This is a genomic window from Lysobacter sp. Soil_C_15 (assembly GCF_057657315.1).
Map to the genome: position 1 here is coordinate 347,092 of NZ_JBDGIR010000002.1, position 25,312 is coordinate 372,403.

25 protein-coding genes, 4 tRNA genes and 1 pseudogene are annotated in these 25,312 nt (G+C 70.2%); 20 read left to right on the top strand and 10 right to left on the bottom strand.

What is annotated here, in order from left to right:
• Positions 1–14: 14 nt before the first annotated feature.
• Entirely contained in the window at positions 15–674 is a 660-nt protein-coding gene (locus tag AC3A57_RS05470) for a GbsR/MarR family transcriptional regulator (protein WP_487577969.1), read from the bottom strand.
• A 316-nt stretch (positions 675–990) separates the two neighbouring features.
• Between AC3A57_RS05470 and lexA the strand changes: the two genes are divergently transcribed.
• The 16 genes and pseudogenes from lexA (at position 991) to AC3A57_RS05550 (ending at position 16,332) form a co-directional block, all read left to right on the top strand.
• Complete coding sequence (gene lexA, locus AC3A57_RS05475) at positions 991–1,668, top strand: transcriptional repressor LexA (RefSeq protein ID WP_487577970.1); 678 nt, start codon at positions 991–993, stop codon at positions 1,666–1,668.
• A 5-nt stretch (positions 1,669–1,673) separates the two neighbouring features.
• Positions 1,674–2,285: pseudogene (gene imuA / locus AC3A57_RS05480) on the top strand (translesion DNA synthesis-associated protein ImuA); the annotation flags it as partial.
• A 184-nt stretch (positions 2,286–2,469) separates the two neighbouring features.
• Positions 2,470–3,930, top strand: a complete 1,461-nt coding sequence (locus AC3A57_RS05485; protein ID WP_487577971.1) for a Y-family DNA polymerase — start codon at positions 2,470–2,472, stop codon at positions 3,928–3,930.
• The gene (locus tag AC3A57_RS05490; RefSeq protein ID WP_487577972.1) at positions 3,927–7,079 is read left to right on the top strand and encodes an error-prone DNA polymerase; all 3,153 of its coding nucleotides are present in this window, start codon (positions 3,927–3,929) and stop codon (positions 7,077–7,079) included. Before AC3A57_RS05485 ends, AC3A57_RS05490 begins: the two co-directional genes overlap by 4 nt.
• Before the next feature lie 79 nt (positions 7,080–7,158).
• Positions 7,159–8,070 carry an STM4015 family protein gene (locus AC3A57_RS05495; RefSeq protein ID WP_487577973.1) on the top strand — a complete coding sequence of 304 codons (912 nt, stop codon included), beginning with the start codon at positions 7,159–7,161 and terminating at the stop codon, positions 8,068–8,070.
• 25 nt (positions 8,071–8,095) lie between these two features.
• Positions 8,096–9,196: an STM4014 family protein gene (locus tag AC3A57_RS05500; protein WP_487578401.1), complete on the top strand. Its 1,101-nt coding sequence runs from the start codon at positions 8,096–8,098 to the stop codon at positions 9,194–9,196.
• A 7-nt stretch (positions 9,197–9,203) separates the two neighbouring features.
• Entirely contained in the window at positions 9,204–10,058 is an 855-nt protein-coding gene (locus AC3A57_RS05505) for an STM4013/SEN3800 family hydrolase (RefSeq protein WP_487577974.1), read from the top strand.
• Positions 10,055–11,413 (top strand): STM4012 family radical SAM protein, encoded by a 1,359-nt coding sequence (locus AC3A57_RS05510; RefSeq protein WP_487577975.1) that lies wholly within the window; start codon positions 10,055–10,057, stop codon positions 11,411–11,413. Before AC3A57_RS05505 ends, AC3A57_RS05510 begins: the two co-directional genes overlap by 4 nt.
• A gap of 8 nt (positions 11,414–11,421) precedes the next feature.
• A complete protein-coding gene (locus tag AC3A57_RS05515) occupies positions 11,422–12,354 on the top strand; it encodes an STM4011 family radical SAM protein (protein ID WP_487577976.1) in 933 nt (310 codons plus the stop codon).
• Between the two features lie 70 nt (positions 12,355–12,424).
• Positions 12,425–13,132 (top strand): hypothetical protein, encoded by a 708-nt coding sequence (locus tag AC3A57_RS05520; protein ID WP_487577977.1) that lies wholly within the window; start codon positions 12,425–12,427, stop codon positions 13,130–13,132.
• A 210-nt stretch (positions 13,133–13,342) separates the two neighbouring features.
• Positions 13,343–13,912, top strand: a complete 570-nt coding sequence (locus tag AC3A57_RS05525; protein ID WP_487577978.1) for a DUF6988 family protein — start codon at positions 13,343–13,345, stop codon at positions 13,910–13,912.
• Between the two features lie 31 nt (positions 13,913–13,943).
• Positions 13,944–14,285: an ArsR/SmtB family transcription factor gene (locus tag AC3A57_RS05530; protein ID WP_221672491.1), complete on the top strand. Its 342-nt coding sequence runs from the start codon at positions 13,944–13,946 to the stop codon at positions 14,283–14,285.
• Entirely contained in the window at positions 14,282–14,779 is a 498-nt protein-coding gene (locus AC3A57_RS05535) for an ArsI/CadI family heavy metal resistance metalloenzyme (protein WP_487577979.1), read from the top strand. The genes AC3A57_RS05530 and AC3A57_RS05535 overlap by 4 nt, the downstream gene beginning before the upstream one ends.
• 10 nt (positions 14,780–14,789) lie before the next feature.
• Complete coding sequence (arsN2, locus tag AC3A57_RS05540; protein WP_487577980.1) at positions 14,790–15,230, top strand: arsenic resistance N-acetyltransferase ArsN2; 441 nt, start codon at positions 14,790–14,792, stop codon at positions 15,228–15,230.
• On the top strand, positions 15,227–15,610 hold the full coding sequence (locus tag AC3A57_RS05545; protein ID WP_487577981.1) for an arsenate reductase ArsC: 384 nt from the start codon (positions 15,227–15,229) through the stop codon (positions 15,608–15,610). Before arsN2 ends, AC3A57_RS05545 begins: the two co-directional genes overlap by 4 nt.
• Positions 15,607–16,332: an aquaporin gene (locus AC3A57_RS05550; RefSeq protein ID WP_487577982.1), complete on the top strand. Its 726-nt coding sequence runs from the start codon at positions 15,607–15,609 to the stop codon at positions 16,330–16,332. The genes AC3A57_RS05545 and AC3A57_RS05550 overlap by 4 nt, the downstream gene beginning before the upstream one ends.
• A gap of 213 nt (positions 16,333–16,545) precedes the next feature.
• Here the strand turns inward: AC3A57_RS05550 and AC3A57_RS05555 are convergent.
• The 6 genes from AC3A57_RS05555 to ppsR form a co-directional block, all read right to left on the bottom strand.
• A tRNA-Glu gene (locus AC3A57_RS05555) sits at positions 16,546–16,621 on the bottom strand.
• Between the two features lie 49 nt (positions 16,622–16,670).
• A tRNA-Ala gene (locus AC3A57_RS05560) sits at positions 16,671–16,746 on the bottom strand.
• Positions 16,747–16,836: 90 nt separating this feature from the next.
• Positions 16,837–16,912 (bottom strand) — tRNA-Glu (locus AC3A57_RS05565).
• Positions 16,913–16,961: 49 nt separating this feature from the next.
• Positions 16,962–17,037, bottom strand: a tRNA-Ala gene (locus AC3A57_RS05570).
• A 46-nt stretch (positions 17,038–17,083) separates the two neighbouring features.
• Positions 17,084–17,620: a DUF1249 domain-containing protein gene (locus tag AC3A57_RS05575; RefSeq protein ID WP_487577983.1), complete on the bottom strand. Its 537-nt coding sequence runs from the start codon at positions 17,618–17,620 to the stop codon at positions 17,084–17,086.
• A 254-nt stretch (positions 17,621–17,874) separates the two neighbouring features.
• Positions 17,875–18,696 carry a posphoenolpyruvate synthetase regulatory kinase/phosphorylase PpsR gene (gene ppsR, locus AC3A57_RS05580; protein ID WP_487577984.1) on the bottom strand — a complete coding sequence of 274 codons (822 nt, stop codon included), beginning with the start codon at positions 18,694–18,696 and terminating at the stop codon, positions 17,875–17,877.
• A 132-nt stretch (positions 18,697–18,828) separates the two neighbouring features.
• Between ppsR and ppsA the strand changes: the two genes are divergently transcribed.
• The gene (ppsA, locus tag AC3A57_RS05585) at positions 18,829–21,207 is read left to right on the top strand and encodes a phosphoenolpyruvate synthase (RefSeq protein WP_487577985.1); all 2,379 of its coding nucleotides are present in this window, start codon (positions 18,829–18,831) and stop codon (positions 21,205–21,207) included.
• Between the two features lie 7 nt (positions 21,208–21,214).
• The gene (locus tag AC3A57_RS05590; protein WP_487577986.1) at positions 21,215–22,177 is read left to right on the top strand and encodes a mechanosensitive ion channel family protein; all 963 of its coding nucleotides are present in this window, start codon (positions 21,215–21,217) and stop codon (positions 22,175–22,177) included.
• Between the two features lie 612 nt (positions 22,178–22,789).
• Here the strand turns inward: AC3A57_RS05590 and orn are convergent.
• Positions 22,790–23,356: an oligoribonuclease gene (orn, locus tag AC3A57_RS05595; RefSeq protein WP_487577987.1), complete on the bottom strand. Its 567-nt coding sequence runs from the start codon at positions 23,354–23,356 to the stop codon at positions 22,790–22,792.
• Between the two features lie 69 nt (positions 23,357–23,425).
• On the opposite strand from orn, the gene AC3A57_RS05600 reads away from it, so the two are divergent.
• Together AC3A57_RS05600 and AC3A57_RS05605 are read left to right on the top strand one after the other, a co-directional pair.
• The gene (locus AC3A57_RS05600) at positions 23,426–23,911 is read left to right on the top strand and encodes a DUF2721 domain-containing protein (RefSeq protein ID WP_487577988.1); all 486 of its coding nucleotides are present in this window, start codon (positions 23,426–23,428) and stop codon (positions 23,909–23,911) included.
• A 63-nt stretch (positions 23,912–23,974) separates the two neighbouring features.
• Complete coding sequence (locus AC3A57_RS05605) at positions 23,975–24,454, top strand: DUF2721 domain-containing protein (protein ID WP_221672480.1); 480 nt, start codon at positions 23,975–23,977, stop codon at positions 24,452–24,454.
• Positions 24,455–24,458: 4 nt separating this feature from the next.
• On the opposite strand, the gene tadA is transcribed toward AC3A57_RS05605, so the two are convergent.
• Together tadA and AC3A57_RS05615 are read right to left on the bottom strand one after the other, a co-directional pair.
• Positions 24,459–24,947: a tRNA adenosine(34) deaminase TadA gene (gene tadA / locus AC3A57_RS05610; protein ID WP_487577989.1), complete on the bottom strand. Its 489-nt coding sequence runs from the start codon at positions 24,945–24,947 to the stop codon at positions 24,459–24,461.
• A gap of 79 nt (positions 24,948–25,026) precedes the next feature.
• Positions 25,027–25,230: a hypothetical protein gene (locus tag AC3A57_RS05615; protein WP_487577990.1), complete on the bottom strand. Its 204-nt coding sequence runs from the start codon at positions 25,228–25,230 to the stop codon at positions 25,027–25,029.
• Positions 25,231–25,312 lie beyond the last annotated feature (82 nt).

Consider the following 25,312-nt stretch of genomic DNA (forward strand, 5'->3'; position numbering starts at 1 on the left):
AAAGGGGGCGCGGCTCAGGACGGACGCTCGCGCGGCGGCACGGCCTCGGCCTGCGCCGCGGCGGCCTCGCCTTCGTCGGCGAACAGCACGCCACCGCCCTGCGCCTGCGGTTCGGGCAGCGGCTTGGCCGCGCCGCGCACGAACTGCTGGATGCGCGCGCCCATCTTCAGCAGCTTGATCAGGGTCTTGGGATCGAGCCGGTTCATCTCGTCGATCCAGCTGGTGCCGGTCTCCATGAACTCCAGCACCTCGCGCATCCGCGCCAGGGTGGCGCGATCGCGCGGGTCGCTCTGGTCGGGCGGCACTGCGGCGTTGTCGCCGTCGAGCACGGCAGTGCGCAGCATGGTCAGGGTCGGCTCGATCTCGCGCCGGCGGCGCTCCTGCACCACGGCGCGGAAGATGTCCCACACGTCCTTGTAGGTTTCGAAGTGGTCGCGGCGGTCGCCGAGCACGTGCACCACCCGCGCCAGGTTCCAGGACTGCAGCTCGCGCAGGCTGGTGCTGACGTTGGAGCGCGCCAGGTTGAGGGTCTCGCAGATCTCGTCGGCGGTGATCGCGCGCTCGGACAGGAACAGCAGGGCGTGGATCTGGGCCACCGTGCGGTTGACGCCCCAGCGGCTGCCCATCTCGCCCCAGTGGAGGATGAAGCGTTCTTGCAGCGGGCTGAGGGACATGGCGGCCTTCTCTTATTTCTGTTTTGACAGAAATTAATGAAGAAGAGAAAGTCCGTCAATGCCCGTTCGTCGGCGCGGGCGCTCGCCCTGTAGGAGCGGCGTGAGCCGCGACCCCAGATCGCGAAGATCTTGTATCCCTGGCCTTCGGCGTTACAGGCGTCGCAATCTCGGTCGCGGCTCACGCCGCTCCTACAAGGGGCCGCGTCGCAAGTTGGGAGACCGTCCAGGCCCAGGCTGTACCCGTCCGCCCCTCCGTCCGTCGGCCGCACCCCGGCCCCGTCTTACCGGCGCGCCGACTTATTACTAAAATTAGTACATGAGCCTCACCGACCTCCGCCGCGCCCTGCTCGTCTACCTGCACCAGCGCATCGCCGCCGACGGCCTGCCGCCTTCGCAGCAGGAAATCTGCGCGCGCTTCGGCTTCCGCCAGAACCGCTCCGCCGGCTACCACCTGCAGGCCTTGCAGGCGCAGGGGCTGATCGAACTGCGCCCGGGCCGCGCGCGCGGCATCCGCCTGTTGCCGGCCGGGTTGGCCGAGGTCGGTCTGGTCGAGGGCGGATTGATCCCAGCCGGCTTCGACGCCAGCGACGCCTATCTCGCCGAGGCGCCGACGCGCGACGCCCTGCCCCTGCTCGGCCGGGTCGCGGCGGGCGCGCCGATCGGCGCCGACGCCGACATCGAGCGCCACGTTCTGGTCGACCGCAGCCTGTTCTCGCCGCGCCCGGACTACCTGCTGCGGGTGCGCGGCGACTCGATGCGCGAGGACGGCATCTTCGACGGCGATCTGGTCGCGGTGCACCGCACTTCCGAAGCGCGCCACGGCCAGGTCGTGGTGGCGCGGATCGGCGAGGAGATCACCATCAAGCGCTTGAGCATCGGCGCCGACGGCATCGAACTGCTGCCGCGCAATCCCGACTACGCGCCGATCCAGGTCCCGGCCGACGCCGATTTCGCCATCGAAGGCCTGTACTGCGGCCTGGTGCGCGGGGGCTGAGGCCGATGGGCAAGCTGGTCGCCCTCGACGGTCTGATCGACGCGCGCCGGCTGTGGCGCGGCCAGCCGGCGCAGCGCGCGCCCTCGTCCCAGCCCACCGGCCTGGCCGAGCTCGATGCCGCCCTGCCCAGCGGCGGCTGGCCCGAGGCCGCACTCAGCGAGTTGCTGCTGCCGATGCCCGGGGTCGGCGAACTGGAACTGCTGTGGCCGGCGTTGGCGCGGCTTTCGCAGGCGCAGTCTTCGCAGGCCGCGCGCATGATCGCCCTGGTCGATCCGCCTTGGCTGCCGTACGCGCCGGCCTGGCGCAACGCCGGGGTGAGCTTGGCGCGCCTGCAATGGGTGCGCGCCTCGGCGCGCGAGGCGCTGTGGGCGGCCGAGCAATGCCTGCGTTCGGGCGCCTGCGCGGCGGTGCTGTGCTGGCCGCAACGCGCCGACGACCGCGCCCTGCGCCGGCTGCAGGTCGCGGCCGAAACCGGGCAATGCCTGGGCTTCGCGATGCGCGATGCGGGCGCGGCGCGCAACGCCTCGCCGGCCGCGCTGCGCATCGCCATCGACGCCGCGCCGCGCCAGTTGCGAGTGCTCAAGTGCCGCGGCGGCAACGCGCCGACCCGGCCGATCGCGTTTCCGCATCCGACCCATGCCGACCTCGCGCCGGCGGCCGCGACGGTGCGGCCGCCGGCGCTGGCCGCGGCCGGGCCGATTCGTCCGGACGATCGTCCGGACGACCGCCCCATCGCCCCCGCGAACATCGGCAACGCCGGCGCCACCGTCGTCGCCCTGCCGCGCCGCTGAGGACGCCGCCGTGCGCTGGGCCTGCCTGCTGTTGCCGCAACTCGCGTTGGACGTGGTCCTACGCCAGCGCGCCCAGCCGCAGCGCGCGCTGGCCCTGGTCGACGGTCCGCGCGCGCGGCGGCGCCTGTACGCGGTCAACGCCGCCGCGCGCGCGCTCGGGCTCAAGCCCGGCATGTCGCTGATCGCGGCCCAGGCCATCGCCGACGGCTTCGATACCGTCGACCACGATCCCGACGGCACCGAGCGCGCGCGCCAGTTGCTCGCCGCCTGGGCCTATCGCTACAGCTCCCAGGTCAGCACCGAATTCGCCCACGCCGTGGTGCTGGAGGTCGGCCGCAGCCGCGCCCTGTTCGGGCCCTGGCCGCAGTTGCGGCAGCGCCTGGACAGCGAACTGCACGAACTGGGCTTCCGCCATCGCATCGTCGCCGCGCCGAACCCGCACGCGGCGCGGGTGCTGAGCAACCTCGGCGAACATGCCGCGATCGAGCACGCCGCGGTCGACGACGCGCACCTGGAAGCGGCGCTGGCGCAACTGCCGATCGAACGCAGCGGCTTCGACGCCGACACCGTGCAGGCGCTGCAACGCATGGGGCTGCGCCGGCTCGGCGCGCTGTTCGGGTTGCCGCGCGCGCCGCTGGGGCGGCGCTTCGGCGCGGCGCTGCTGACCCATCTGGATGCGTTGCGCGGCCTGGATGCGCCGCCGCTGCGTTATTTCCAGCCGGCCGACCGTTTCGAAGCGCGGATCGAACTCGGCCATGAAGTCGAATCCAGCCAGGCCCTGCTGTTCCCCTTGCGCCGGCTGACCGCCGACCTGGCCGCCTACCTGGCCGGCCGCGACGGCGGCGTGGCGCGTTTCGTGCTGGTGCTGGAACACGAGCCCGGCCTGCACGGCCGCAGCCATCGCCAGACCGAGGTCGCGGTCGGCCTGCTCGCGCCGGAGCGCGACCCGGCGATGCTGTTCGAACTCGCCCGCGGCCGCCTGCAGCAGGCGCAACTGCCGGCGCCGGCGATCGGCCTGCGCCTGCTCGCCGAGGAATTGCCGCCGTTCGTGCCGGCGCGGCGCGATCTGTTCGACCCGCGCCCGCAGCAGGCCGTGCCCTGGGACCAGTTGCGCGAACGCCTGCGCGCCCGGCTCGGCGACGAAGCCGTGTCCGGCCTGGCGGTGCAGGCCGAGCACCGCCCCGAACGCGCCTGGCGCGCGCTGTCGGGCGATGCGCCGGCGCCGCGCGCGGAAGCGGCGGTCGACCCCTTGCCGCCGCGCCCGGGCTGGCTGCTGGACGAGCCCGTGCCGCTGCGCGATCCGGGCCTGCGCGTACTGGCCGGGCCGGAGCGGATCGAATCGGGCTGGTGGGACGAGGACGACGTGCGCCGCGACTATTACCTGGTCGAGACCGCACGCGGCCAGCGCGGCTGGGCCTACCGCGACGCCGGCGGCGACGGCGAGTTCCTGCTCCACGGCTGGTTCGCATGAACGCGCCGCTCGCCGCCAACGGCTGCGCAGGCGCGGCCGCAGCCCTGCCCGATTACGCCGAGTTGCATTGCCTGTCGGCCTTCAGTTTCCAGCGCGGCGCCTCGGTCGCGCAGGAGTTGTTCGAACGCGCCCGCGACCTGGGCTACCGCGCCCTGGCGATCACCGACGAATGCACCCTGGCCGGGATCGTGCGCGCCTGGCAGGCCTCGCGCGACACCGGCGTGGCGCTGATCGTCGGCAGCGAGATCCGCGTCCACGGCGGGCCCAAGCTGGTGCTGCTGGTCGAGCGCGACGCCGGCTATGCCTCGCTGTGCGGGCTGATCACCCTCGCCCGCCGCCGCGCCGGCAAGGGCGAGTACCGCAGCCTGGGCGAAGACTTCGACGGCCGCTGCGACGGCCTGCTGGCGCTGTGGCTGCCCGACGGCGACGAGCGCGACGCGGCCCATGCGGCCTGGCTGCAGCAACGCTTCGGCGGCCGGCTGTGGGTCGCGGTCGGCCTGCACCGCGGCGCCGACGACGCCGCGCGCCTGGCCGCGTTGCGGGCTTTGGCCGCGCGGCACGGCCTGCCCTGCGTCGCCGCGGGCGACGTGCACATGCACGAACGCGGCCGCCGCGCCCTGCAGGACGTGATGACCGCGATCCGCCACCGCTGCACCGTCGCCGAGGCCGGCCGGCGCCTGTTCCCGAACGGCGAGCGTCATCTGCGCATCCGCAAGGCCCTGGCGGCGATCTATCCGCGCGAACTGCTGGACGAAACCCTGCGCATCGCCGAGCGCTGCCGTTTCGACCTGAAACAGGGCCTGGATTACCAATACCCGCACGAACTGGTGCCGGCCGGCGAGACGCCGAAAAGTTGGCTGCCCAAGCTGGTCGCGCGCAGCGCGCTGCGGCGTTGGCCGCAAGGCGTTCCCGAGGACTCGCAGCGCCAGATCGCGCACGAGTTGGGCATCATCGAAAAACTCGAATACGAGTCTTACTTCCTCACCGTACACGACATCGTCGAATTCGCCCGGCGCGAGAAGATCCTCTGCCAGGGCCGCGGCTCGGCGGCCAATTCCATCGTCTGCTACGCCCTGGGCATCACCGAGATCGACCCGACCCGGATGGGCATGCTGTTCGAGCGTTTCATGTCGGTGGAACGCAAAGAGCCGCCCGACATCGACGTCGACTTCGAACACCAGCGCCGCGAGGAAGTGCTGCAGTACGTGTTCGAGAAATACGGTCGCGATCGCGCCGCGCTGACCGCGGTGGCGATCAGCTACCGCGGCCGCAGCGCGGTGCGCAACATCGCCGCCGCGCTGGGCATGCCGCAGGACCAGATCGGCGAGCTGGCGCGCACCCTGGACCGCTGGAGCGAGGACGTGCCCCTGCCCGAGCATCTGCGCGAGCGCGGCTTCGATCCCGACTCGCCCTTGCTGCGCAAGGTGGTGGGCTTGAGCGCGCTGCTGGTCAATGGCGGCTTCCCGCGCCACCTGTCGCAGCATCCGGGCGGCTTCGTGATCTCCGAACGCCCGCTGCACACCCTGGTGCCGGTCGAGAACGCGGCCATGGACGGGCGCACCGTGGTGCAGTGGGACAAGGACGACCTCGACGCCATGGGCCTGCTCAAGGTCGACTGCCTGGCCCTGGGCATGCTGACCGCGATCCGCAAGACCCTGGCCACGCTCAAGGCCCAGGGCGTGGGCGAACTGAGCATGAGCTCGATCAACGCCGGCGGCGACGACCCGGCGGTGTACGACATGATCTGCGAGGCCGACACCATCGGCGTGTTCCAGATCGAATCGCGCGCGCAGATGTCGATGCTGCCGCGGCTGCGGCCGCGCTGCTTCTACGACCTGGTGATCGAGATCGCGATCGTGCGGCCCGGGCCGATCCAGGGCGATATGGTCAATCCCTACCTGCAGCGGCGCAAGAACCCGGAGTTGGTCGAATACCCCTCCGATGCGCTGCGCGAGGTGCTCAAGCGCACCCTCGGCGTGCCGCTGTTCCAGGAGCAGGTGATGCAGATCGCGATCGTCGCCGCGGGCTATCTGCCCGGCGAGGCCGACCAGTTGCGCCGCTCGATGGCGGCCTGGAAGCGCCACGGCGGGCTGGAACCGCACCGGGAGAAACTGCGCGCGGGGATGTTGGAGCGCGGCTACAGCGAAGACTTCGCCCACCGCATCTTCGAGCAGATCAAGGGCTTCGGCAGCTACGGCTTCCCCGAATCGCACGCCGCCAGCTTCGCCCTGATCGCCTACGTCAGCTGCTGGCTCAAGCATTACCACCCGGCCGCGTTCGCCTGCGGGGTGATCAATTCGGCGCCGATGGGCTTCTACACCCACGGCCAGATCCTGCACGACGCGCGTCGCCACGGGGTCACGGTGTTGCCGGTGGACGTGCGCTACAGCGACTGGGACTGCACCCTGGAAACCCTGCCCGGCCGCGGCGGCGGCCAGCACCCGCATGCGATCCGGATGGGCCTGCGCCTGATCTCCGGCTTCGACGAGGCCTCGGCCGAGCGGATCAGCGACGCGCGCGCGCAGGCGCCGTGGCGCGACGTCGACGATCTGTGCGCGCGCGCGGCGCTGGACGCGCGGGTGCGCGCCCTGCTGGCCGATTCGGGCGCCCTGCGCGCGCTGGCCGGGCACCGCCATCGCGCGCGCTGGGCGGTGGCCGGGGTCGACACCCAGTTGCCGCTGTTCGCCGGCGTGGCCCGCGACGAGGCGCCGGTGGCGCTGCCGCTGCCCAGCGCCGGCGAGGACGTGCGCGCCGACTACGCCCTGCTCGGCACCACCCTCGGCCGCCATCCGCTGTCGCTGTTGCGCAGCGCCCTGCACGCGCGGCGCTGCCGGCGCTCCTCGCAGCTGGCTCAGGCCGCCAACGGCAGCCGGGTGCGCTTCGCCGGCCTGGTGACGGTGCGCCAGCATCCCGAGACCTCGGCCGGGGTCACCTTCCTCAGCCTCGAGGACGAGGACGGCACGGTCAACGCGGTGGTCTGGCGCGACCTGGCCCAACGCCAGCGCCGGGTCCTGGTCGAGGCGCGGCTGATGGCGATCGACGCCCGCCTGGAGCGCGTCGACGGCGTCCAGCACCTGATCGTCTCGCGCATGGAAGACCTGACCGCCCTGCTCGGCAACCTCAGCACCCATTCGCGCGACTTCCATTGAGCCGCGGCGATGCGCCGCACCGTGACGGCGGTCGCCGCGCGCGGGTATGCTTGATCCAATTTCGGCAAGGAGGCCTACCGTGGCCATCGGCGAGTATTCGCAGTTCTATCGCGGCAAGCGCATCGTCAACTTCAGCAAGGGCGGCCAAGCCGAGGGCGGCGACGTCGTCTATCGCCTGCACCAGGATTACGACAGCGAGGAGAGCCAGGGCGAGCTGTTCGCCGAGCTGCTGGCGCAGGTGCCGCCGGCCTCGATCGAGGCGCTGGTGATCGGCCCCTGGAGCGAGGCCCACGACGAAGGCCCGACCGGCTACCTGGACGCGCTGATCGAGCGCCGCGCCGAGTTCGGCGCGCTCAAGGGCCTGTTCGTCGGCGACATGACCTACGAGGACTGCGAGATCTCCTGGATCATCCAGGGCGCCTACAACCCGCTGCTGGCCGCCTACCCGCAGTTGGAATCGCTGCGCATCCGCGGCTCCAGCAACCTGGAACTGCAGGCCTTCGACCACGCCCAGCTGCAGGAACTGGCGATCGAATGCGGCGGCCTGCCGTCGAAGATCGTCGACGCCCTGGCCGGCTCCAGCTTGCCGGCGCTGCGCCACCTGGAACTGTGGCTGGGCAGCGACGAATACGGCTTCGACGGCGACCTGGCCACCTACCAGCGCCTGTTGGCCAAGCTGCAACCGGGCCAGCTGCGCTACCTGGGCCTGCGCAACGCCAGCATCGCCGACGAACTGGCGGTGTGGCTGGCGCAGCAGCCGTGGCTGGCCACGCTGCAGACCCTGGACCTGTCGCTGGGCACGATCGGCGACGCCGGCGCGCAGGCGCTGTGCGAAAGCCCGCACCTGGGCTCGATCGAACGCATCGACCTGAGCCATCACTACATCTCGCCGGAGTGGCAGGCCAAGCTGGCCGCCTTGCCGTGCACGGTGGTGCTGGAAGAGCAGGCGGAAGAGTACGAGGGCGAGCGTTACGTCGCGGTCGCCGAGTAAGCCCGTGCCGGCGCGTGCCTGGCTGCTGTTCGGTCCGCGCGACAGCCGGCGGATCCGGGGACTGCGGCAGGCCCTGCAGGCGCGGGGCCTGGATGCGGCGGTGGTCGACTACGCCGACCTGCTGCAACGGCCCGAGCTGGCCGCCGAAGCGCTGGCCGCGCATCCGCAGGCGCTGGTCAAGCTCGAATCGCCGGGCGAAGCGCCGACCCTGCACGCGGCCTTGATCGAACGCGGCTGGCGCCGCCACGGCGGCCCCGGCGCCGCGCCGACCGCGCTGGAACACGGCGAACTGGCGCACCAGCAGCACTGGTACGCCGGCTTCGCCGATCTGCTGGCCGGCCTGCCGGACGCGCCGCGCTATCTCAATCCGCCCGCCGACATCGCCGCGATGAGCGACAAGCTTCTCTGCCAGCAGCGCCTGATCGCCGCCGATGTCGGCGTGCCGCGCTTGCTCGGCGCGATCGAAGGCTACGACTCGCTGCGCCAGCGCCTGGCCGAAACCGGATCCGACCGGGTCTTCGTCAAGGCCCGCTACGGTTCCTCCGGTGCCGGCGTGCTGGCTTACCGCCGCCATCGCGACGGCCGCGAGGTCGCCTACGGCTCGGTCGAAGCGGTCGAACGCGACGGCGGCCTGCGCCTGTACAACTCGCTGCGCCCGCGCCGCTACAGCGACGGCCTGCGGATCGCCCGCCTGATCGATGCCCTGGCCGCGCAAGGCGCCTACGCCGAACGCTGGATCGCCAAGCCGCGCGCGCCCGACGACGACGCCGCGCACTACGACCTGCGCGCGCTCGCGCTGGACGGCCGCGCGCGCCAGCGCGTGGCCCGGGTCAGCCGCAGCCCGCTGACCAACCTGCACCTGGGCAACCGCCGCGGCGCGGTCGAGGACTGGCTCGACCCGGCGCAGAGCCAAGCCCTGGAGACCGCGGTCGAACGCGCCGCACAGGCATTCCCGCGCAGCCGCATGATCGGCTTCGACCTGATCCTGCGCGAACGCCGCAGTTGGGTGCTGGAAGCCAACGCCTTCGGCGACCTGCTGCCGCAACTGCTCTGGCAGGGCCGCGACGCCTACCAGGACCAGGCCATGCTGACTGCGCCCGCGAGCGCGCCGCTGGCCGCCGCCTGATCCGACCATGACCGTGCATACCGACCGTTCCGACGCCGTCGCCTTCGATCCGGCCGCGCCCGACATGCGCGCCATCGTCGGCCGCCGCGATCTGTTGCTGATCACTCTCGACACGCTGCGCTACGACGCCGCCCAGCAATGCTACGAGCGCGGCGAACTGCCGGTGCTGGGTCCGGTGCTGCCGGCCGGCGGCTGGGAGCGCCGGCACACGCCCGGCAGCTTCACCTATGCCGCGCACGCGGCGTTTTTCGCCGGTTTCCTGCCGACCCCGGCGCGGCCGGGGCCGCATCCGCGTTTGTTCGCACTGGAATTCGAGGGCAGCGAAACCACCGACGCGCGCACCTGCGTGCTGCGCGGCCGCGCCGACATCGTTTCGGGCTTGCGAGACCTCGGCTACTACAGCATCTGCCTGGGCGGGGTCGGCTTCTTCAACAAGCGCAACCCGCTCGGCTCGCAGTTCCCCGACCTGTTCGACGAAAGCCACTGGAACCCGGGCTTCGGCGTGACAGCCCCGGACTCGACCGAACGCCAGGTCGCGCTGGCCTGCGAGCGCCTGCGCAGCCCCGAGCTGAGCGAGCGGCGTTGTTTCGCTTTCATCAACGTCTCCGCCCTGCACCAGCCCAACCGCCACTACCTGCCCGGCGCGCTCCGCGACGGCTACGACAGCCATTGCGCCGCGCTGCGCTACGCCGACGCCGCGCTGGCGCCGCTGTTCGCCGCCCTGCGCGAACGCGGCGGCGCCTTCGCCATCGTCTGCTCCGACCACGGCACCGCCTACGGCGAGGACGGCTACCACGGCCACCGCCTCGCCCACGACACGGTGATGACCGTGCCCTACGCGCACTTCCTGCTCGATCCATGACCGCTCCGACCCTCGCCGACCTGCTGCAGCTGCCGCCCTATCAGGCGTATTCGTACTCGTACCCGCACAAGACCGCCTACCGTCCGCTGCAACCGGCGCGGCCGCTGAGCGAGCTGTGGGCCACGGAGCGCCGCGAGGCGCTGTTCCTGTACCTGCACGTGCCGTTCTGTTCCTACCGCTGCGGCTTCTGCAATCTGTTCGCGCTGGCGCGGCCGGCGCCGGCCCAGGTCGAGGCCTATCTGCAGCAGATGGAACGCCAGTTGCGCGCCACCGTCGCGGCGCTGGGCGAGCATCGCTTCGTCCGCTTCGCCCTCGGCGGCGGCACCCCGAGCTATCTCGACGCCGCCCAACTCGGCCGGGTGTTCGAGATGGTGACGCGTCACGCCAACATCGATCTGCGCTCGATCCCGGCCGGGATCGAGGTCTCGCCGGAAACCGTCGACGCGGAAAAACTTCGCCTGTGCCGCGACGCCGGCATCGACCGGGTCAGCATGGGCATCCAGAGCTTCAGCGAGGCCGAAGTGCGCGCGCTGGTGCGGCCGCAGCAACGCGAGGTGGTCGAAGCGGCGATCGCCTGCATCCGCGAACAAGGCGTGCCGACGCTCAACCTGGACCTGATCTACGGCATCGCCGGCCAGAGCGCGGCCAGCTTCGTCGCCTCGATCGACAGCGCGCTGGCGCATGCGCCGGAAGAGATCTACCTGTATCCGCTGTACGTGCGTCCGCTGACCGGGCTGGGCCGGATCGAAGGCAAGCGCGGCAAGCCGGGTTTCGCCGTGCAGGCCGAGCCGCTGGACCCGCGCCTGGCCCTGTACCAGGCCGGCCGCGCGCGCCTGCTCGCCGCCGGCTATACCCAGGTGTCGATGCGCATGTTCCGCGCCCCGCACGCGCCCGACGCCGCCGCGCCGGTGTACTGCTGCCAGAGCGACGGCATGGTCGGGATCGGCTGCGGCGCGCGCTCCTATACCGGCGAGGTGCATTACTCCAGCGAATACGGGGTGGCCCGGCGCAGCGTGGCCGAGATCCTCGAACACTATCTGGCCCGCGACGAGGCCTCGTTCGCGTACGCCGACTACGGCATCGCCCTGGACCAGGACGAACGCCGGCGCCGCCATGCGATCCAGTCGCTGCTGGTGCGGCCGGGCCTGGACCGCGCCGACTACCGCGCGCGCTTCGGCGCCGACTGCCTGCAGCAGTTGCCGCAACTGGCCGAGCTGTTCGAACTCGGCCTGGCCGAAGCGCAGGGCGAACTGATCGCCCTGACCGAGGCCGGCATGGCCCGCGCCGACACCATCGGCCCCTGGCTGGTGTCGTCCGCGGTCGCCGAGCGCATGCGCGACTATCGGCTGGACTGAGCGCCGCCATGCACGCCCACGACCATGCCCGCCTCGTCGCCAGCGGCCGCTTTCCGGCGCCGGCCGACGCGGCCGCGCCGGGCCACCTGTCGGTGCTGTACCGCGGCCGGCTGAGCAGTTGCAATTACGACTGCGGCTACTGCCCCTTCGCCAAGGCCTACGACAGCCGCCAAGCGCTGCGCCGCGACGCCGAAGACCTGCAACGTTTCGTCGACTGGGCCGGGCGGCAACAGCGGCCGCTGTCGATCCTGTTCACGCCCTGGGGCGAGGGCCTGGTGCGCCGCCACTACCGCGACGCGCTGACCGCGCTGAGCCATCTGCCGCAACTGCGCCGGGTCGCGATCCAGACCAACCTGTGCGTCGGCATGCGCTGGCTGGACGCGGTCGACACCCGCCGGTTGGCGCTGTGGTGCACCTATCATCCCAGCCAGGTCGCACGCAGCGCGTTTCTCGCCCGCTGCCGCGAGCTGGACCGGCGCGGCGTGCGCCACAGCGTCGGCATGGTCGCGCTGCGCGAGGACCTGGACGAGATCGAAGCGCTGCGCGCGCAGCTGCCGGCGCGCACGCCGATGTGGCTCAACGCCTTCGACCCGCGCCCGCCGGATTACTACGACGCCGCCCAGGTCGAGCGCCTGCAGCGCATCGACCCGCACTTCCGCTACAACCTGGAGCCCGCGCCCAGCCTCGGCGCGCCCTGCCTGACCGGCGACAGCGTGATCTCGGTCGACGGCGACGGCAACGTGCGCCGCTGTCACTTCGTCGCCGAATCGCTGGGCAACCTCTACGACGGCAGCTACGCCGCCCAGCTGCGCCCGCGCGCCTGCCCGAACGCGCGTTGCGACTGCTACATCGGCTACGCGCACCGCCCGGACTTGCCGTTTCTGCGCGATTACGCCGACGGCGTGCTCGAACGCGTGCCGGCGACGCCGGCCGGCGCCTGAGCTGAGGTACTCTCGCCGCTGCGGCGGCGCGACCGCGCCGCCGCCTTTCCCCTCCGACAAGGACGCCCCCATGCTCCGCAGGACCCGCACCGCCCTCTTCGCCGCCACCCTCGCCGCCTGCGCCGCGCCCGCGCTCGCCGCCCCCGCTGCGCTCACTCCCGAGCAGGTCGCCGAGCTGTACCTGCGCGTCGCCCTGGCTCACGACGGCGAGGCCGGCAAGCGCCTCAACGACTACCTCAAGCCGGCCTTCGGCGGCGAAGACGCGCTCGACCTGGCCGCGCTGGCGGCGGCTCCGAAGGCCCTGGACGACTCGTACGCCACCTTCGCCGACTCGATCCTCGGCTCGCTGCCCAAGGTCGACCCGGCCCAGGCCAAGCCGGCGATCGTCGCGGCGATGAAGAGCCAGTCCAACGCGGTCGCCAAGGCCCAATGCAAGGGCGTGTCGAACCAGCAGCGCCCGAACGAGACCCAGCCGGGCCAGACCATCGCCACGGTGACCTACCGCTGCCAGGTGCCGGCGCTGAACGGCGGCCTGGAACAGATGATGGCCGACAAGGGCGACCCGGCGAGCATGAGCACCCAGGCCCTGCTCGAAGGCTTCGCCGCCTACCGCAAGGCGCTGGACCAGCCGGCCGCGCAGCGCACGGTCGAAGGCCGCATCGACCTGTACGGCGGCGACGGCAAGCCGTGGATGACCGGCAGTTTCGCCGAGGCCATCGATGTGGTCACCGACGGCATGCTCAATCCGTCGGCGCTGGCGCCGAAGAACGCCGAGTAAGCCGTCCCGCTCCGGCAGCGGCGCGTCCGCCAGACGCGCCGTTGTCCGACCCGAATCTGCGCTTGCAGCGATCCCATGACGCCTTCGTCAGCCGCGGCACGCGTGGCCGCCACATCCGAGCTTCACCAGCGCTACGCAGTCGAATTCGCCCGGCTTCGACCGCCGCAGTCACCTCGCTTTGTTCTGACCCACTACTGCATGGAGCTCGCAGTGGAGTATCAGGCCGCCATCGGTTCGGCGAGCGGCGACGGACGCTATGGCGCCTCGCACACGTTGCTGCGCGCCCTGATCGAAACGACGTTCCGCGCGCTTTGGCTGATCTACATCGCCGACGAAGCGGCAGTCGAGAGTTTCGTCAAAGGCAGGATCAAGCCCGACCTCAACGATCTCATCAAATGGATCCGCAACCGCAAGAAGAGCTACCCGCAGCTGGCGCAGTTCGCCTCCGCTTGCGCTAAAAAAGCCGCTGTCTTCCATAGCTATGCGCATGCAGGGATCGAGCAGCTGGTACGCCGCCGCGACGGGTTCGACGAACGCGAACGCATCGCCCTATTGAATTTCGCCGACACGTTCTTGGTGATCAACGGAGAGATCGCCGCTGTCGTTTACGACGATCCGCCGTTGCGGCGGCTCACTCTGGCTCACGCAGCCAGATTGTTCGACGAGTCGCTGTCCCTGGCGGTTCCCGACGCACCCCAGTCCGCCACGCCGCGGCCTCAGATCGAGAGTTTCCTGTTACCCCCTTTACCGAGCCACAGGGGCAGCCCGAGCGCCGCTTGACACAATTCCATAATTCCGGAATATTGGAATCATGGACACCCAAGCTGCTTTGAGCGCCCTGGGCGCGCTCAGCCACGAATCCCGCCTCGCCGCCTTCCGCCAACTGGTCCAGGCCGGCCCGGAAGGGCTGTCGGTCGGCGAACTGCGCGAGCGCCTCGGCCTGCCGCCGGCCACCCTCAGCGCCCACCTCAACGTGTTGCGCGCCGCCGCCCTGGTCGAGGACCAGCGCGAGGGCCGGGTGATCCGGGTCCGTGCCCACTACGCGCAGATGAACGCCCTGCTCGCCTACCTCACCGAAAACTGCTGCGCCGGGTCCGCCGCTTGCGGCCCGGCCCAGTCCTGCTCGCCGCGTCCCACCGGAGCCTCGTCATGAATCGCTTCCACGTGCATCTGAACGTCGCCGACCTGCCCGCCAGCCTGCGCTTCTACACCCAGTTGTTCGCCACCGAGCCGAGCGTGCTCAAGCCCGACTACGCCAAGTGGATGCTCGAAGATCCGCGGATCAACTTCGCCATTTCCGCCACCGGCCGCGCGCCCGGCATCGATCACCTGGGCCTGCAGGTCGACAGCGCCGAAGAGCTGGCCGCGCTCGGCCCGCGCCTGGACGCCGCCGGCGGCAGCGTGGTGCCGGAAGGCGCCGCGGTGTGTTGCTACGCGCGCTCCGACAAGCTGTGGACCGAAGATCCGCAGGGTACCCGCTGGGAGAGCTTCCACACCTTCGGCGACGCCACCAGCTACCACGGCGCCGGCGCGGCCTGCGCCAGCGACGGCGCCAGTTGCACGCCGGACCCGGCGGCGATGAAGCCGGCGCCAGCCCAGCAGGCCGCCGGCGCGAGCTGCTGCGCGCCGCGCTCGGGCTGCTGCTGAGCGCGCGCCGATGCGACTGCGCCCCTGCACCCCGGACGAGCGCGCGCAAGTGCGCGCGCTGCTGATCGAATCGAAGCTGCCGATCGCCGACCTCGACACCGCGAGCATCGACTTCATCGTTGCGGTCGACGCCGAGCGCGTGATCGGCGCGATCGGCCTGGAAGCCTATGCGCAGGCCGGCCTGCTGCGCTCGCTGGCAGTACGCGAAGAGCACCGTGGCAACGGCGTCGGCGACGCCCTGGTGCAGGCGTTGGAAACGCAGGCGCGCGAACGCGGCCTGCATCAGTTGCTGCTGCTGACCGAAACCGCGCAGCCGTTCTTCGCCCGCCGCGGTTACGCGCTGGTCGAACGCCGGCTCGCCCCGCCGGCGCTGCGCGACAGCGCCGAATTCCGCTCGCTGTGCCCGGCCAGCGCCGCGTGCATGCAAAAAGATCTCGGAGACCGCCCGTGAAGCGCGTGCTGTTCGTCTGCATCGAAAATTCCAACCGCAGCCAGATGGCCGAGGCCTTCGCCCGCATCCACGGCGGCGACGCGGTCGAGGCCCTCAGCGCCGGCTCGGCGCCGTCCGGCCGGATCAACCCCAAGGCGGTGCGGTTCATGGCCGAGCTCGGCTACGACCTCAGCGCGCACGCGTCCAAATCGCTGGACCAGGTCGACGGCGAGTTCGACGCGGTGATCACCATGGGCTGCGGCGACGATTGCCCGTGGATTCCGGCGAAGCGGCGCGAGGACTGGGGCCTGCCCGACCCCAAGCACCTGGACGACGACGGCTACCGCGCCGTGCGCGACGAGATTTCCGCGCGCGTGCAAGCCCTGCTGGCCAGCCTGTGAATCCGTTCGCGCGCAAACTGCTGGCCGAATTCCTCGGCACCGCCGCCCTGCTCGCCACCGTGGTCGGCTCGGGGATCATGGGCGTGCGCCTGGCGGCGGGCAACGACGCAGTCGCCCTGCTCGCCAACGCCGCCGCGACCGCGGCCGCGCTGTACGCGCTGATCGCCGTGCTCGGGCCGATCTCCGGCGCGCACTTCAATCCGCTGGCGACCGCGGCGATGCGCCTGCAAGGACGGATCGGCACGGGCGAAGCGCTGGCCTACGTCGCGGTGCAGTTCGTCGCCGCGATCGCCGGCGTGCTGCTGGTGCACGCGATGTTCGAACTGCCGCTGTGGCAACCCGGCACCCAGCAGCGCAGCGGCGCCGCGCAATGGCTCAGCGAAGCGGTCGCCAGCGCCGGCCTGGTGCTGACCATCCTGCTCGGCCTGCGCCATCGCCCCACCGCGGTGCCGGCGCTGGTCGCGGCTTATGTCTTCGCCGGCTATTGGTTCACCGCCAGCACCTGCTTCGCCAATCCCGCGGTGACCGTGGCGCGCGCACTGACCCAGACCTTCGCCGGCATCCGCCCGCAGGACGTGGCCGGGTTCGTCGCCGCGCAATGCCTCGGTCTGGGCGCCGGGCTGGCATTGGCGCGCGCGTTGTTGCCGGCGCAGTCTGCAACGGACGCTGTGGCGCAGGCCGATACGCGTCTCGACGACCCAGCGGCGTCGCGCAGCCAGTAACCGAGTGGATCGGGCCCGCATAAAGCGCCCCGATCCGAGCCGCTTTACCCGCCGGCGCTCCGATTCCCGATTCCCGATTCCCGATTCCCGATTCCCGATTCCCGAGTCCCGAGTCCCGAGTCCCGAGTCCAGCAAAGATTATCGGGACGCCGCGAAACCCGAACGCAAAAACGCATCGGGGCCCGGTTTCCCGAGCCCCGATGCGTCTGCTTTTGGCGTCCCCACGGGGATTCGAACCCCGGTCGCTACCGTGAAAGGGTAATGTCCTAGGCCTCTAGACGATGGGGACAAAACTTGGATCTTGCAGCCCCTTCGAAAACCCTTTCAGTTCCGAAGAGTGGTGGAGCCAGCCGGGATCGAACCGGCGACCTCTACAATGCCATTGTAGCGCTCTCCCAGCTGAGCTATGGCCCCACATGCTGGAAACAACAAACCTGCAACTTTCAACAAAAAAGCCCCAAACCACAGGGCTTTGATGCAAACCGCCCCTTCGGGCGGTCGATGTGGCGTCCCCACGGGGATTCGAACCCCGGTCGCTACCGTGAAAGGGTAATGTCCTAGGCCTCTAGACGATGGGGACAAAACTTGGATCTTGCAGCCCCTTCGAAAACCCTTTCAGTTCCGAAGAGTGGTGGAGCCAGCCGGGATCGAACCGGCGACCTCTACAATGCCATTGTAGCGCTCTCCCAGCTGAGCTATGGCCCCACTGTGCTGGAAAGACGAACATCTTAGCGGGCGTTCAGCGAAGTCGTCAAGCGGTCATCGCTGAATTTTTGCCCTCTCCCGCGAGGCCCGTTCCGAGCGGATCGGGCGACGCCGGGCCGAGTTCGACGGGGCGCAATCTTGTCATGCCATGGCCGCGTTCGGCTAGATACTCGAGCCACTTGCCGAGGAAAGTATTCATGCGCATGCGGTGGCCGATCACTTCCGCCGGCGGCGGGTACATGCCGATCACGTCCTGCCAGCGCCGGCCGACGTAGCAGTGCGTGGCCTCGACCTGGTGCGCGTCGTGATACAGGCGCAAGAACGCGGACGGATCCGGCTCGCCGGTCAGCGGATCCTGCAGGGCGTAGGTCAGGCGCAGCTCGGTGGTGTAGCGATGCTGCTCGAGCACGTCCAGGCGCAGGTCCAGGCCGTCGCCGACGCTGGACAGATAGACGCCGCGGGCCAGTTCGGCCGGTGCGAACAAACGCTGCAGGCGGGCATGGTTCTCCGCATACAGGCCCATCAGCCAGCCGAAACGGCTGAGCCGGGGGATGCGCGCGAGACGGGAAGCGGACGAGGTCATGCTCGCGATCCTACACGCCCGAAGCGGATCGCGGCAGGATTGACGGAATCGCGAAAAACCCTTAATTTATAGGCTCTTTCGCGATGCTCCGGCGAATCGCCGAGCGGCCCCATGCGGCGGCCCCGTTCAGCATCGATCTCCCCTACGCTTCCACGCTCGCCCATCGGCTCACCGACGCATCCGCGGACCGGCGTCCGCCGCGGCGAAGCGCGCGCGGCGAATGCGCGTCGCGCACCCGCCCACGCCCTGCCCGCTCAGAACATCTCGCGGTGGATGCCCAGCGTGGTCATGACCTTGCTCGAGATCTCCTCGATCGAGGTATGGGTGGTACTGAGGGTCGGAATGCGTTCGGCGCGGAACATCATCTCGGCCGCGGCGACCTCGCGCTTGCAGGTCTCCAGTTGCGCATAGCGCGAATTCGGCCGCCGCTCCTGGCGGATCTGTTGCAGCCGAACGGGGTCGATGGTCAGGCCGAACAGCTTGTTGCGGTAGGGGCGCAGCCGCGGCGGCAGGCGGTCGTGCTCCAGGTCTTCCTCGGTCAGCGGATAGTTGGCCGCGCGCACGCCGTAATGCAGGGCCAGGTAGACGCAGGTCGGAGTCTTGCCGGCCCGCGACACCGCGACCAGGATCAGGTCGGCCTCGGCGTAGTCGATGCTGGCGCCGTCATCGTGGGTCAGGGCGAAGTTCATCGCGTTGATGCGGCGGTGGTAGGTGTCGAAGTCGACCAGGCCGTGGGCCTGGCCGATCCGGCGCTGGCGGGTCTCGTGCAGCTCGCGCTCCAGCGGCTCGATGAACGGCGCGAATACGTCCAGCATCAGCGCCCCGCTCTCGGCCAGGGCCGCGCCGACCTCGCCGTCCATGCAGGAATTGATCACCACCGGCCGGACCCCGTACTCCACCGCGGCCTCGCGGATCTTGGCCGCCACCTCCTGGGCCCGCTCCACGCTGTCCACGAACGGGATCCGGTCGGTCACGAACCGGGTCTCGGTGAACTGGGTCAGCAGGCTGTGGCCGATGGTCTCGGCGGTGATGCCGGTGCCGTCGGAAACGTAGAAAACGGGTCGGGTCCCGGCCATCGATCACCTCGTCTGTATACCGCGCCAATACGAAAAAGCCCGCCGGATCAAGCTTGTATGCACCCGACGCCCGGGCGATCATAGCGGTCTTGGCCGCGAACGCGTCCCCGCCCCCCTCGGAGATTGTGTGTCTTGAACGAGAACATCCTCTGGCTGCATGCGCTACGCCTCGACGACCTGGCCCGGGTCGGCGGCAAGAATTCCTCGCTCGGCGAGATGATCGGCCACCTGGCCAACCTCGGCGTCTCGGTGCCGGGCGGCTACGCCACCACCGCCGAGGCTTTCAAGGCCTTCATCGCCCATAACAACCTGCACCAGCGCATCTACGACAAGCTGGCCACGCTCGACGTCGAGGACGTGCCGGCGCTGACCGCGGCCGGCGGCGAGATCCGCGGCTGGGTGATCGACGCGCCGCTGCAGCCGGACCTGGACCGCGACATCCGCGCCGCCTACCGCCAGTTGTCGGCGGAGAACGGCGGCGGCGACGTCGCGGTCGCGGTGCGCTCCTCGGCGACCGCCGAAGACCTGCCCGACGCCTCCTTCGCCGGCCAGCAGGAGACTTTCCTCAACGTGACCGGCGAAGACGACGTCGTGCACAAGGTCAAGGAAGTCTTCGCCAGCCTGTACAACGACCGCGCCATCGCCTACCGCGTGCATCACGGCTTCAAGCACGAAGACGTGTTCCTGTCCGCCGGCGTGCAGCTGATGGTGCGCTCCGATGTCGGCGCCTCCGGCGTGCTGTTCACCCTGGACACCGAGTCCGGCTTCCGCGACGTGGTGTTCATCACCTCCAGCTACGGCCTGGGCGAGATGGTCGTGCAGGGCGCGGTGAACCCGGACGAGTTCTACGTCTACAAGCCCACCCTCGCCCAGGGCAAGCCGGCGATCCTGCGCCGCGCCGTGGGCGCCAAGCAGTTGCGCATGGTGTATTCCGACCGGCCCGGCGAGCGCGTGCGCACCGAGGACACCCCGGCCGAGCTGCGGGTCAAGTTCTCGATCGACGACGCCGACGTGCACGAGCTGGCCAAGCAGGCGCTGGTGATCGAAAAGCATTACGGCCGCCCGATGGACATCGAATGGGCGAAGGACGGCGTCAGCGGCAAGCTGTTCATCGTCCAGGCGCGCCCGGAAACGGTGAAGTCGCGCGCCAAGGCGACCCAGATCGAGCGCTACCAGTTGGAAAAGCGCGGCGAAGTGATCGCCGAAGGCCGCGCGATCGGCCAGAAGATCGGCACCGGCGTGGCGCGCGTGGTGCGCAGCCTGGACGACATGAGCCGGGTCCAGCCCGGCGACGTGCTGGTCGCCGACATGACCGACCCGGACTGGGAACCGGTGATGAAGCGCTCGGCCGCGATCGTGACCAACCGCGGCGGCCGCACCTGCCACGCCGCGATCATCGCCCGCGAGCTCGGCGTGCCGGCCGTGGTCGGTACCGGCAATGCGCTGGACACGATCAAGGACGGCGAGACCATCACCGTCAGCTGCGCCGAGGGCGACACCGGTTTCATCTACGACGGCGCCCTGCCCTTCGCGCGCAACGTCGCCGATCTGGACAAGATGCCGCCGGCGCCGCTCAAGGTGATGATGAACGTCGCCAACCCGGAGCGCGCGTTCGACTTCGCCATGCTGCCCAACGCCGGCGTCGGCCTGGCGCGGCTGGAGATGATCATCGCCAGCCACATCGGCATCCATCCCAAGGCCCTGCTCGAGTACTCGGCGCAGGACGCGGCGACCAAGAAGAAGATCGACGAGAAGATCGCCGGCTACGGCGGCGACCCGGTGCAGTTCTACGTCGACCGCCTGGCCGAAGGCATCGCCACCATCACCGCTTCGTTCGCGCCGCACCCGGTGATCGTGCGCCTGTCGGACTTCAAGTCCAACGAGTACGCCAACCTGATCGGCGGCTCGCGCTACGAGCCGCACGAAGAGAACCCGATGATCGGCTTCCGCGGCGCCAGCCGCTACGTCGATCCGTCCTTCTCCGACGCCTTCGCCCTGGAATGCCAGGCGGTGCTGAAGGTGCGCGAGCAGATGGGCCTGACCAACTGCTGGATCATGATCCCGTTCGTGCGCACCCTGGACGAGGGCCGGCGGGTGATCGAGGTGCTGGAGAAGAACGGCCTGCGCAAGGGCGAGAATGGCTTGCAGATCATCATGATGTGCGAGGTGCCGTCGAACGCTTTGCTGGCCGACGAATTCCTGGAGATCTTCGACGGCTTCTCGATCGGCTCCAACGACCTGACCCAGCTCAGCCTGGGCCTGGACCGCGATTCGGCGATCGTGGCCAAGCTGTTCGACGAACGCGACCCGGCGGTGAAGAAGCTGCTGGCGATGGCCATTTCGGCCGCGCGCGCCAAGGGCAAGTACGTCGGCATCTGCGGCCAGGGCCCCAGCGACCACCCCGACCTGGCCGAGTGGCTGATGGACCAGGGCATCGAGTCGGTGTCGCTGAATCCGGACACCGTGGTCGACACCTGGCTGCGCCTGGCCAAGGCGAAGGCCAAGGCCTGAGCCGGCGATGACCGAAAAGGACGCGATGCAGGCGCTGGTGCCCAAGTCCCTGCTGGGCCTGGAAACCAGCGGCTTCGACCTCGACAAGCTGCTCGCCTGGGCGCAAAGCAAGGGCCTGACCCTGCTCAGCGCCCTGGCGATCCTGCTGATCGGCCTGTGGCTGGCCAAGCGCCTGTCGCGGGCGCTGGAGCGGGTCATGACCCGCGCCAGCATGGAAGTCACCCTGCGCGGTTTCCTGCGCAACATCGCCTACGCGGCGATGGTGGTGGTGGTCGGCGTCGCCACCCTGCAGCAGATCGGCGTGCCGATGACCTCGGTGCTGGCGGTGCTCGGCGCCGCCGGCCTGGCGATCGGCCTGGCGCTGAAGGACTCGCTGTCCAACATCGCCTCCGGGGTGATGCTGATCGTGTTGCGTCCGTTCCGCGCCGGCGACCATGTGCAGGCCGCCGGCGTCGAGGGCACGGTCGAGCAGATCCGGGTCTTCCAGACCCGGCTGCGCACCATCGACAACCGGGTGATCGTGCTGCCGAACAGCCTGATCACCACCGCGGCGATCGTCAATTTCACCGCCAACCCGAAGCGGCGCATCGACCTGACCGTCGGCGTCGGCTACGACGACGACCTCAAGACCGCCAAGGACACTCTGCTGAGCCTGGCCCAGGCGCATGCCAACGTGTTGCAGGACCCGGCGCCGGAAGTGCTGGTCACCGCCCTGGCCGAAAGCAGCGTCAATCTCGAGCTGCGCGCCTGGGTCAAGACCGCCAACCTGATGCGCACCCGCAGCGATCTGGTCGAAGGCATCCGCAACGAGCTGATCGGCAAGGGCCTCAACATCCCCTACCCGCAGCGCGACCTGCACGTCTACCACCACGACGCCGACGGCCGCCCGATCGCCGAGCTGCTGACCAAGTCGATCGCCGACGACGGCGACGTGCCCGCACCGGCCCCGGCCGGCAAGCCCAAGCCCTGAGCAAGGCGCGGCGTCTCCTGCATAACCAAGGGCAGGAGCGACGCCAGTCGCGACCCAGGGACGCGCAGAACCGACAAGGCCGTCGCCCACCATCGAAGCCATGGCCGGCCGCCTGTAGGAGCGGCGTGAGCCGCGACAGCCGAAGCGACGCCATACCGCGCGGCTTTTTCGGAGCCAGCGCCTCTGCGATAAATCCCCCGTCCAAAACAGCCGAAGCCCGGAGGTCCGGGCTTCGGCCGTTGCGCTCGCGTACATCGCTGCGGCTGTCGCGGCTTATGACCGAAGGACATCCCCGTGGGACGCCGCTCCTACACAGTTCCGGCTTCGGAGTAGGTGCGACGCCAGTCGCGACCCAGGGACGCGCAGAACCGACAAGGCCGTCGCCCACCATCGAAGCCATGGCCGGCCCGCCTGTAGGAGCGGCGTGAGCCGCGACAGCCGAAGCGACGCCATACCGCGCCGCTTTTTCGGAGCCAGCGCCTCTGCGATAAATCCCCCGTCCAAAACAGCCGAAGCCCGGAGGTCCGGGCTTCGGTCGTTGCGATCGCGTACATCGCTGCGGCTGTCGCGGCTCACGCTGCTCCTACAGGCCGGCGGGGCAGCAGGGGCCGCTCAGGCCAGCCCGCCGAGCTTGCCCATCGCGCTGCGGTAATGGCGCAGTTCGGCGATCGAGTCCATCACATCGCTCAGCGCGGTGTGCTTGCTGTCCTTGCTGACCCCGGCCAGCACCTCCGGCGCCCAGCGCCGGGCCAGCTCCTTGATCGTGCTGACATCGAGGTTGCGATAGTGGAAATACTTCTCCAACTTCGGCATGCAGCGGTGCAGGAAACGACGGTCCTGGCAGATCGAGTTGCCGCAGATCGGCGAGGTATTCGGCGCCACCCACTGGCCCAGGAACTCCAGGGTGCGGCGCTCGGCCTCCTCCATCGGCACGCCCTGCTCCAGCACCCGCGCCCACAGGCCGGAACGGCCGTGCTGGTTGCGGTTCCACTCGTCCATCGCCTGCAGCCGCTCCAGCGGATGGGCGATGGCCAGCTCCGGGCCCTCGGCCAGCACGTTGAGCTGGGCGTCGGTGACCACGGTGGCGATCTCCAGGATCGAATCCCGGTCGGTGTCCAGCCCGGTCATCTCCAGATCGATCCAGATCAGCCGGTGCTCGTGCCCAGTCTTGTCGGTCATAGCCTCGCCGTCGTGTCCGTGTCGCGGCATGATAGCCGACAGCCCCGCCGCCCCGCCCTCCGCACCGCAATGAGCCAGACCGCCGCCTACGCCCACTACGCGATCCTGACCGCGATGCTGGCCCCCGCGTTCTTCCTGACCGCGACCGCCTCGCTGCTGCTGTCGGCCAACAACCGCCTGGCCCGGGTCATCGACCGCGCCCGGGTGCTGCTGAAGGAACTGGCCGAGACCGAGGACGCCGAGGAGCGCGAGCTGATCGAGCGCCACATCCTGCGCCAGAAACGGCGCAGCCGGATCATCCTGCGCGGCAGCCAGCTGCTGTACACCGCGATCAGCTTCTTCGTCGGCACCAGCCTCAGCGTCGCCGGCGACGCCTTCCTCGGCTACCGGCTCGGCGCGATCCCGACCGTGCTGGCCGCGCTGGGCGTGCTGGCGATGTTCGCCGCCAGCCTGCTGCTGGCGCGCGAATCCGCGCTCGCGGTCGAAGCGGTCAACGAAGAGATGGACCACGGTCACGCCAGCGCGGTCAAGCGCTGGGCCAAGCCGCGCGCCTGATCCGCGTCCGCCGCCGTTGCCTCATCATCGCCCTCGCCCCTCCCGCCGCCTCCGGAGCCCGCCATGGCCGACCCGCTGCAACTGAGCCAGCACTACAGCGTGGTCTCGGCGATGATCACCCCGGCGTTCTTCCTGACCGCCACCGCCTCGCTGCTGGTGTCGTCGAACAACCGCCTGGCGCGCATCGTCGACCGCCTGCGCCAGCAGTTGGCGACCCTGGAAGCGACCAGCGACGAAGCGACCCGGGTCTACCTGGAAGCGCGCATCATCCTGCACCGGCGGCGGGTGCGGCTGGTGCTGATCTGCCTGCAGTTGCTGTACGGCGCGATGACCGCCTTCGTCGCCACCAGCCTGGCGATCGGCATCGACCAGTTCACCGAATTCCGCTACCTGCGCGGCGTACCGACCGGGCTGGCGATGTGCGGCGTGCTGCTGGTGCTGGCGGCCTCGGTCAACCTCGGCCGCGAAGCGCGGATGAGCGTGACCATGCTCGACGCAGAGGTGAAGCGCGAGTTCGACCGCGACAACCCGCGCCGGCCGTGACGCGTCACGCGCCGACCGGCGGCTTGCCGCGCTTGCGGCGGAAATAAGCGGTCAGGCGCGCCCCGGCCTCCTCGCCGAGCACCCCGCCGCGGACCTCGATCCGGTGGTTGTGGCGCGGGTCGGCGAGCAGATCGAACACGCTGCCGGCAGCGCCGGTCTTGGGGTCGCGGGCGCCGTACACCACCCGCGCCACCCGCGCGTGGACCATCGCCATCGCGCACATCGCGCAGGGCTCCAGGGTCACGTACAAGGTCGCGCCGAGCAGGCGGTGGTTGCCGATCGCGCGCCCGCCTTCGCGCAGGGCGACGATTTCGGCATGGGCGCTGGGGTCGTGGCTGCCGATGTTGCGGTTCCAGCCTTCGCCGAGCACCTCGCCCTCGGCCGAGACCAGCACCGCGCCGACCGGGATCTCGTCGTCCTCGCGTTCGGCCCGCTCGGCCAGCGCCAGGGCGTGGCGCATCCAGCCTTCGTCGATGTCGTCCTGCTCGCTCACTGCGCCCGCTCAGGCCGCCGCTGCGCGGCCTTCCGGCGGGCATTATCTCCGAGCCGCGCGGGACGCGCACCGCATGGGCTCAGCCGTGCGGCGCCAGGCGCCGCGCCGGACGCGCCGGGGCGGCCTGAGCCGGCTTGTCGCGCGCCGCCGCGGCCGCCGGCGCGCGTTGCGCGCACTCGAACGCCTCCACCATCTGCGGCAGCGAGGCGCGATGCGCGGACGCGGCCATCAGCAGGTGCGGCAGGGCCAGCAGCGCCGCCGCCAGCGGCAGGTATCGGGGCATCGTCGGAACTCCTGTACGGCGAGCGTGCGCGGCCGCGCGGGGCAGCGCGGCCTGTACTGATACGACGAACCGACCCGGCCGA

What these genes read in the sequence shown, in the direction of transcription:
- AC3A57_RS05470 (WP_487577969.1), bottom strand. Translation starts at nt 674, where the DNA reads ATGTCCCTCAGCCCGCTGCAAGAACGCTTCATCCTCCACTGGGGCGAG.
- lexA (WP_487577970.1), top strand. Translation starts at nt 991, where the DNA reads ATGAGCCTCACCGACCTCCGCCGCGCCCTGCTCGTCTACCTGCACCAG.
- AC3A57_RS05490 (WP_487577972.1), top strand. Translation starts at nt 3,927, where the DNA reads ATGAACGCGCCGCTCGCCGCCAACGGCTGCGCAGGCGCGGCCGCAGCC.
- AC3A57_RS05505 (WP_487577974.1), top strand. Translation starts at nt 9,204, where the DNA reads ATGACCGTGCATACCGACCGTTCCGACGCCGTCGCCTTCGATCCGGCC.
- AC3A57_RS05510 (WP_487577975.1), top strand. Translation starts at nt 10,055, where the DNA reads ATGACCGCTCCGACCCTCGCCGACCTGCTGCAGCTGCCGCCCTATCAG.
- AC3A57_RS05515 (WP_487577976.1), top strand. Translation starts at nt 11,422, where the DNA reads ATGCACGCCCACGACCATGCCCGCCTCGTCGCCAGCGGCCGCTTTCCG.
- AC3A57_RS05520 (WP_487577977.1), top strand. Translation starts at nt 12,425, where the DNA reads ATGCTCCGCAGGACCCGCACCGCCCTCTTCGCCGCCACCCTCGCCGCC.
- AC3A57_RS05530 (WP_221672491.1), top strand. Translation starts at nt 13,944, where the DNA reads ATGGACACCCAAGCTGCTTTGAGCGCCCTGGGCGCGCTCAGCCACGAA.
- AC3A57_RS05535 (WP_487577979.1), top strand. Translation starts at nt 14,282, where the DNA reads ATGAATCGCTTCCACGTGCATCTGAACGTCGCCGACCTGCCCGCCAGC.
- arsN2 (WP_487577980.1), top strand. Translation starts at nt 14,790, where the DNA reads ATGCGACTGCGCCCCTGCACCCCGGACGAGCGCGCGCAAGTGCGCGCG.
- AC3A57_RS05575 (WP_487577983.1), bottom strand. Translation starts at nt 17,620, where the DNA reads ATGACCTCGTCCGCTTCCCGTCTCGCGCGCATCCCCCGGCTCAGCCGT.
- ppsR (WP_487577984.1), bottom strand. Translation starts at nt 18,696, where the DNA reads ATGGCCGGGACCCGACCCGTTTTCTACGTTTCCGACGGCACCGGCATC.
- AC3A57_RS05590 (WP_487577986.1), top strand. Translation starts at nt 21,215, where the DNA reads ATGACCGAAAAGGACGCGATGCAGGCGCTGGTGCCCAAGTCCCTGCTG.
- orn (WP_487577987.1), bottom strand. Translation starts at nt 23,356, where the DNA reads ATGACCGACAAGACTGGGCACGAGCACCGGCTGATCTGGATCGATCTG.
- AC3A57_RS05600 (WP_487577988.1), top strand. Translation starts at nt 23,426, where the DNA reads ATGAGCCAGACCGCCGCCTACGCCCACTACGCGATCCTGACCGCGATG.
- AC3A57_RS05605 (WP_221672480.1), top strand. Translation starts at nt 23,975, where the DNA reads ATGGCCGACCCGCTGCAACTGAGCCAGCACTACAGCGTGGTCTCGGCG.
- AC3A57_RS05615 (WP_487577990.1), bottom strand. Translation starts at nt 25,230, where the DNA reads ATGCCCCGATACCTGCCGCTGGCGGCGGCGCTGCTGGCCCTGCCGCAC.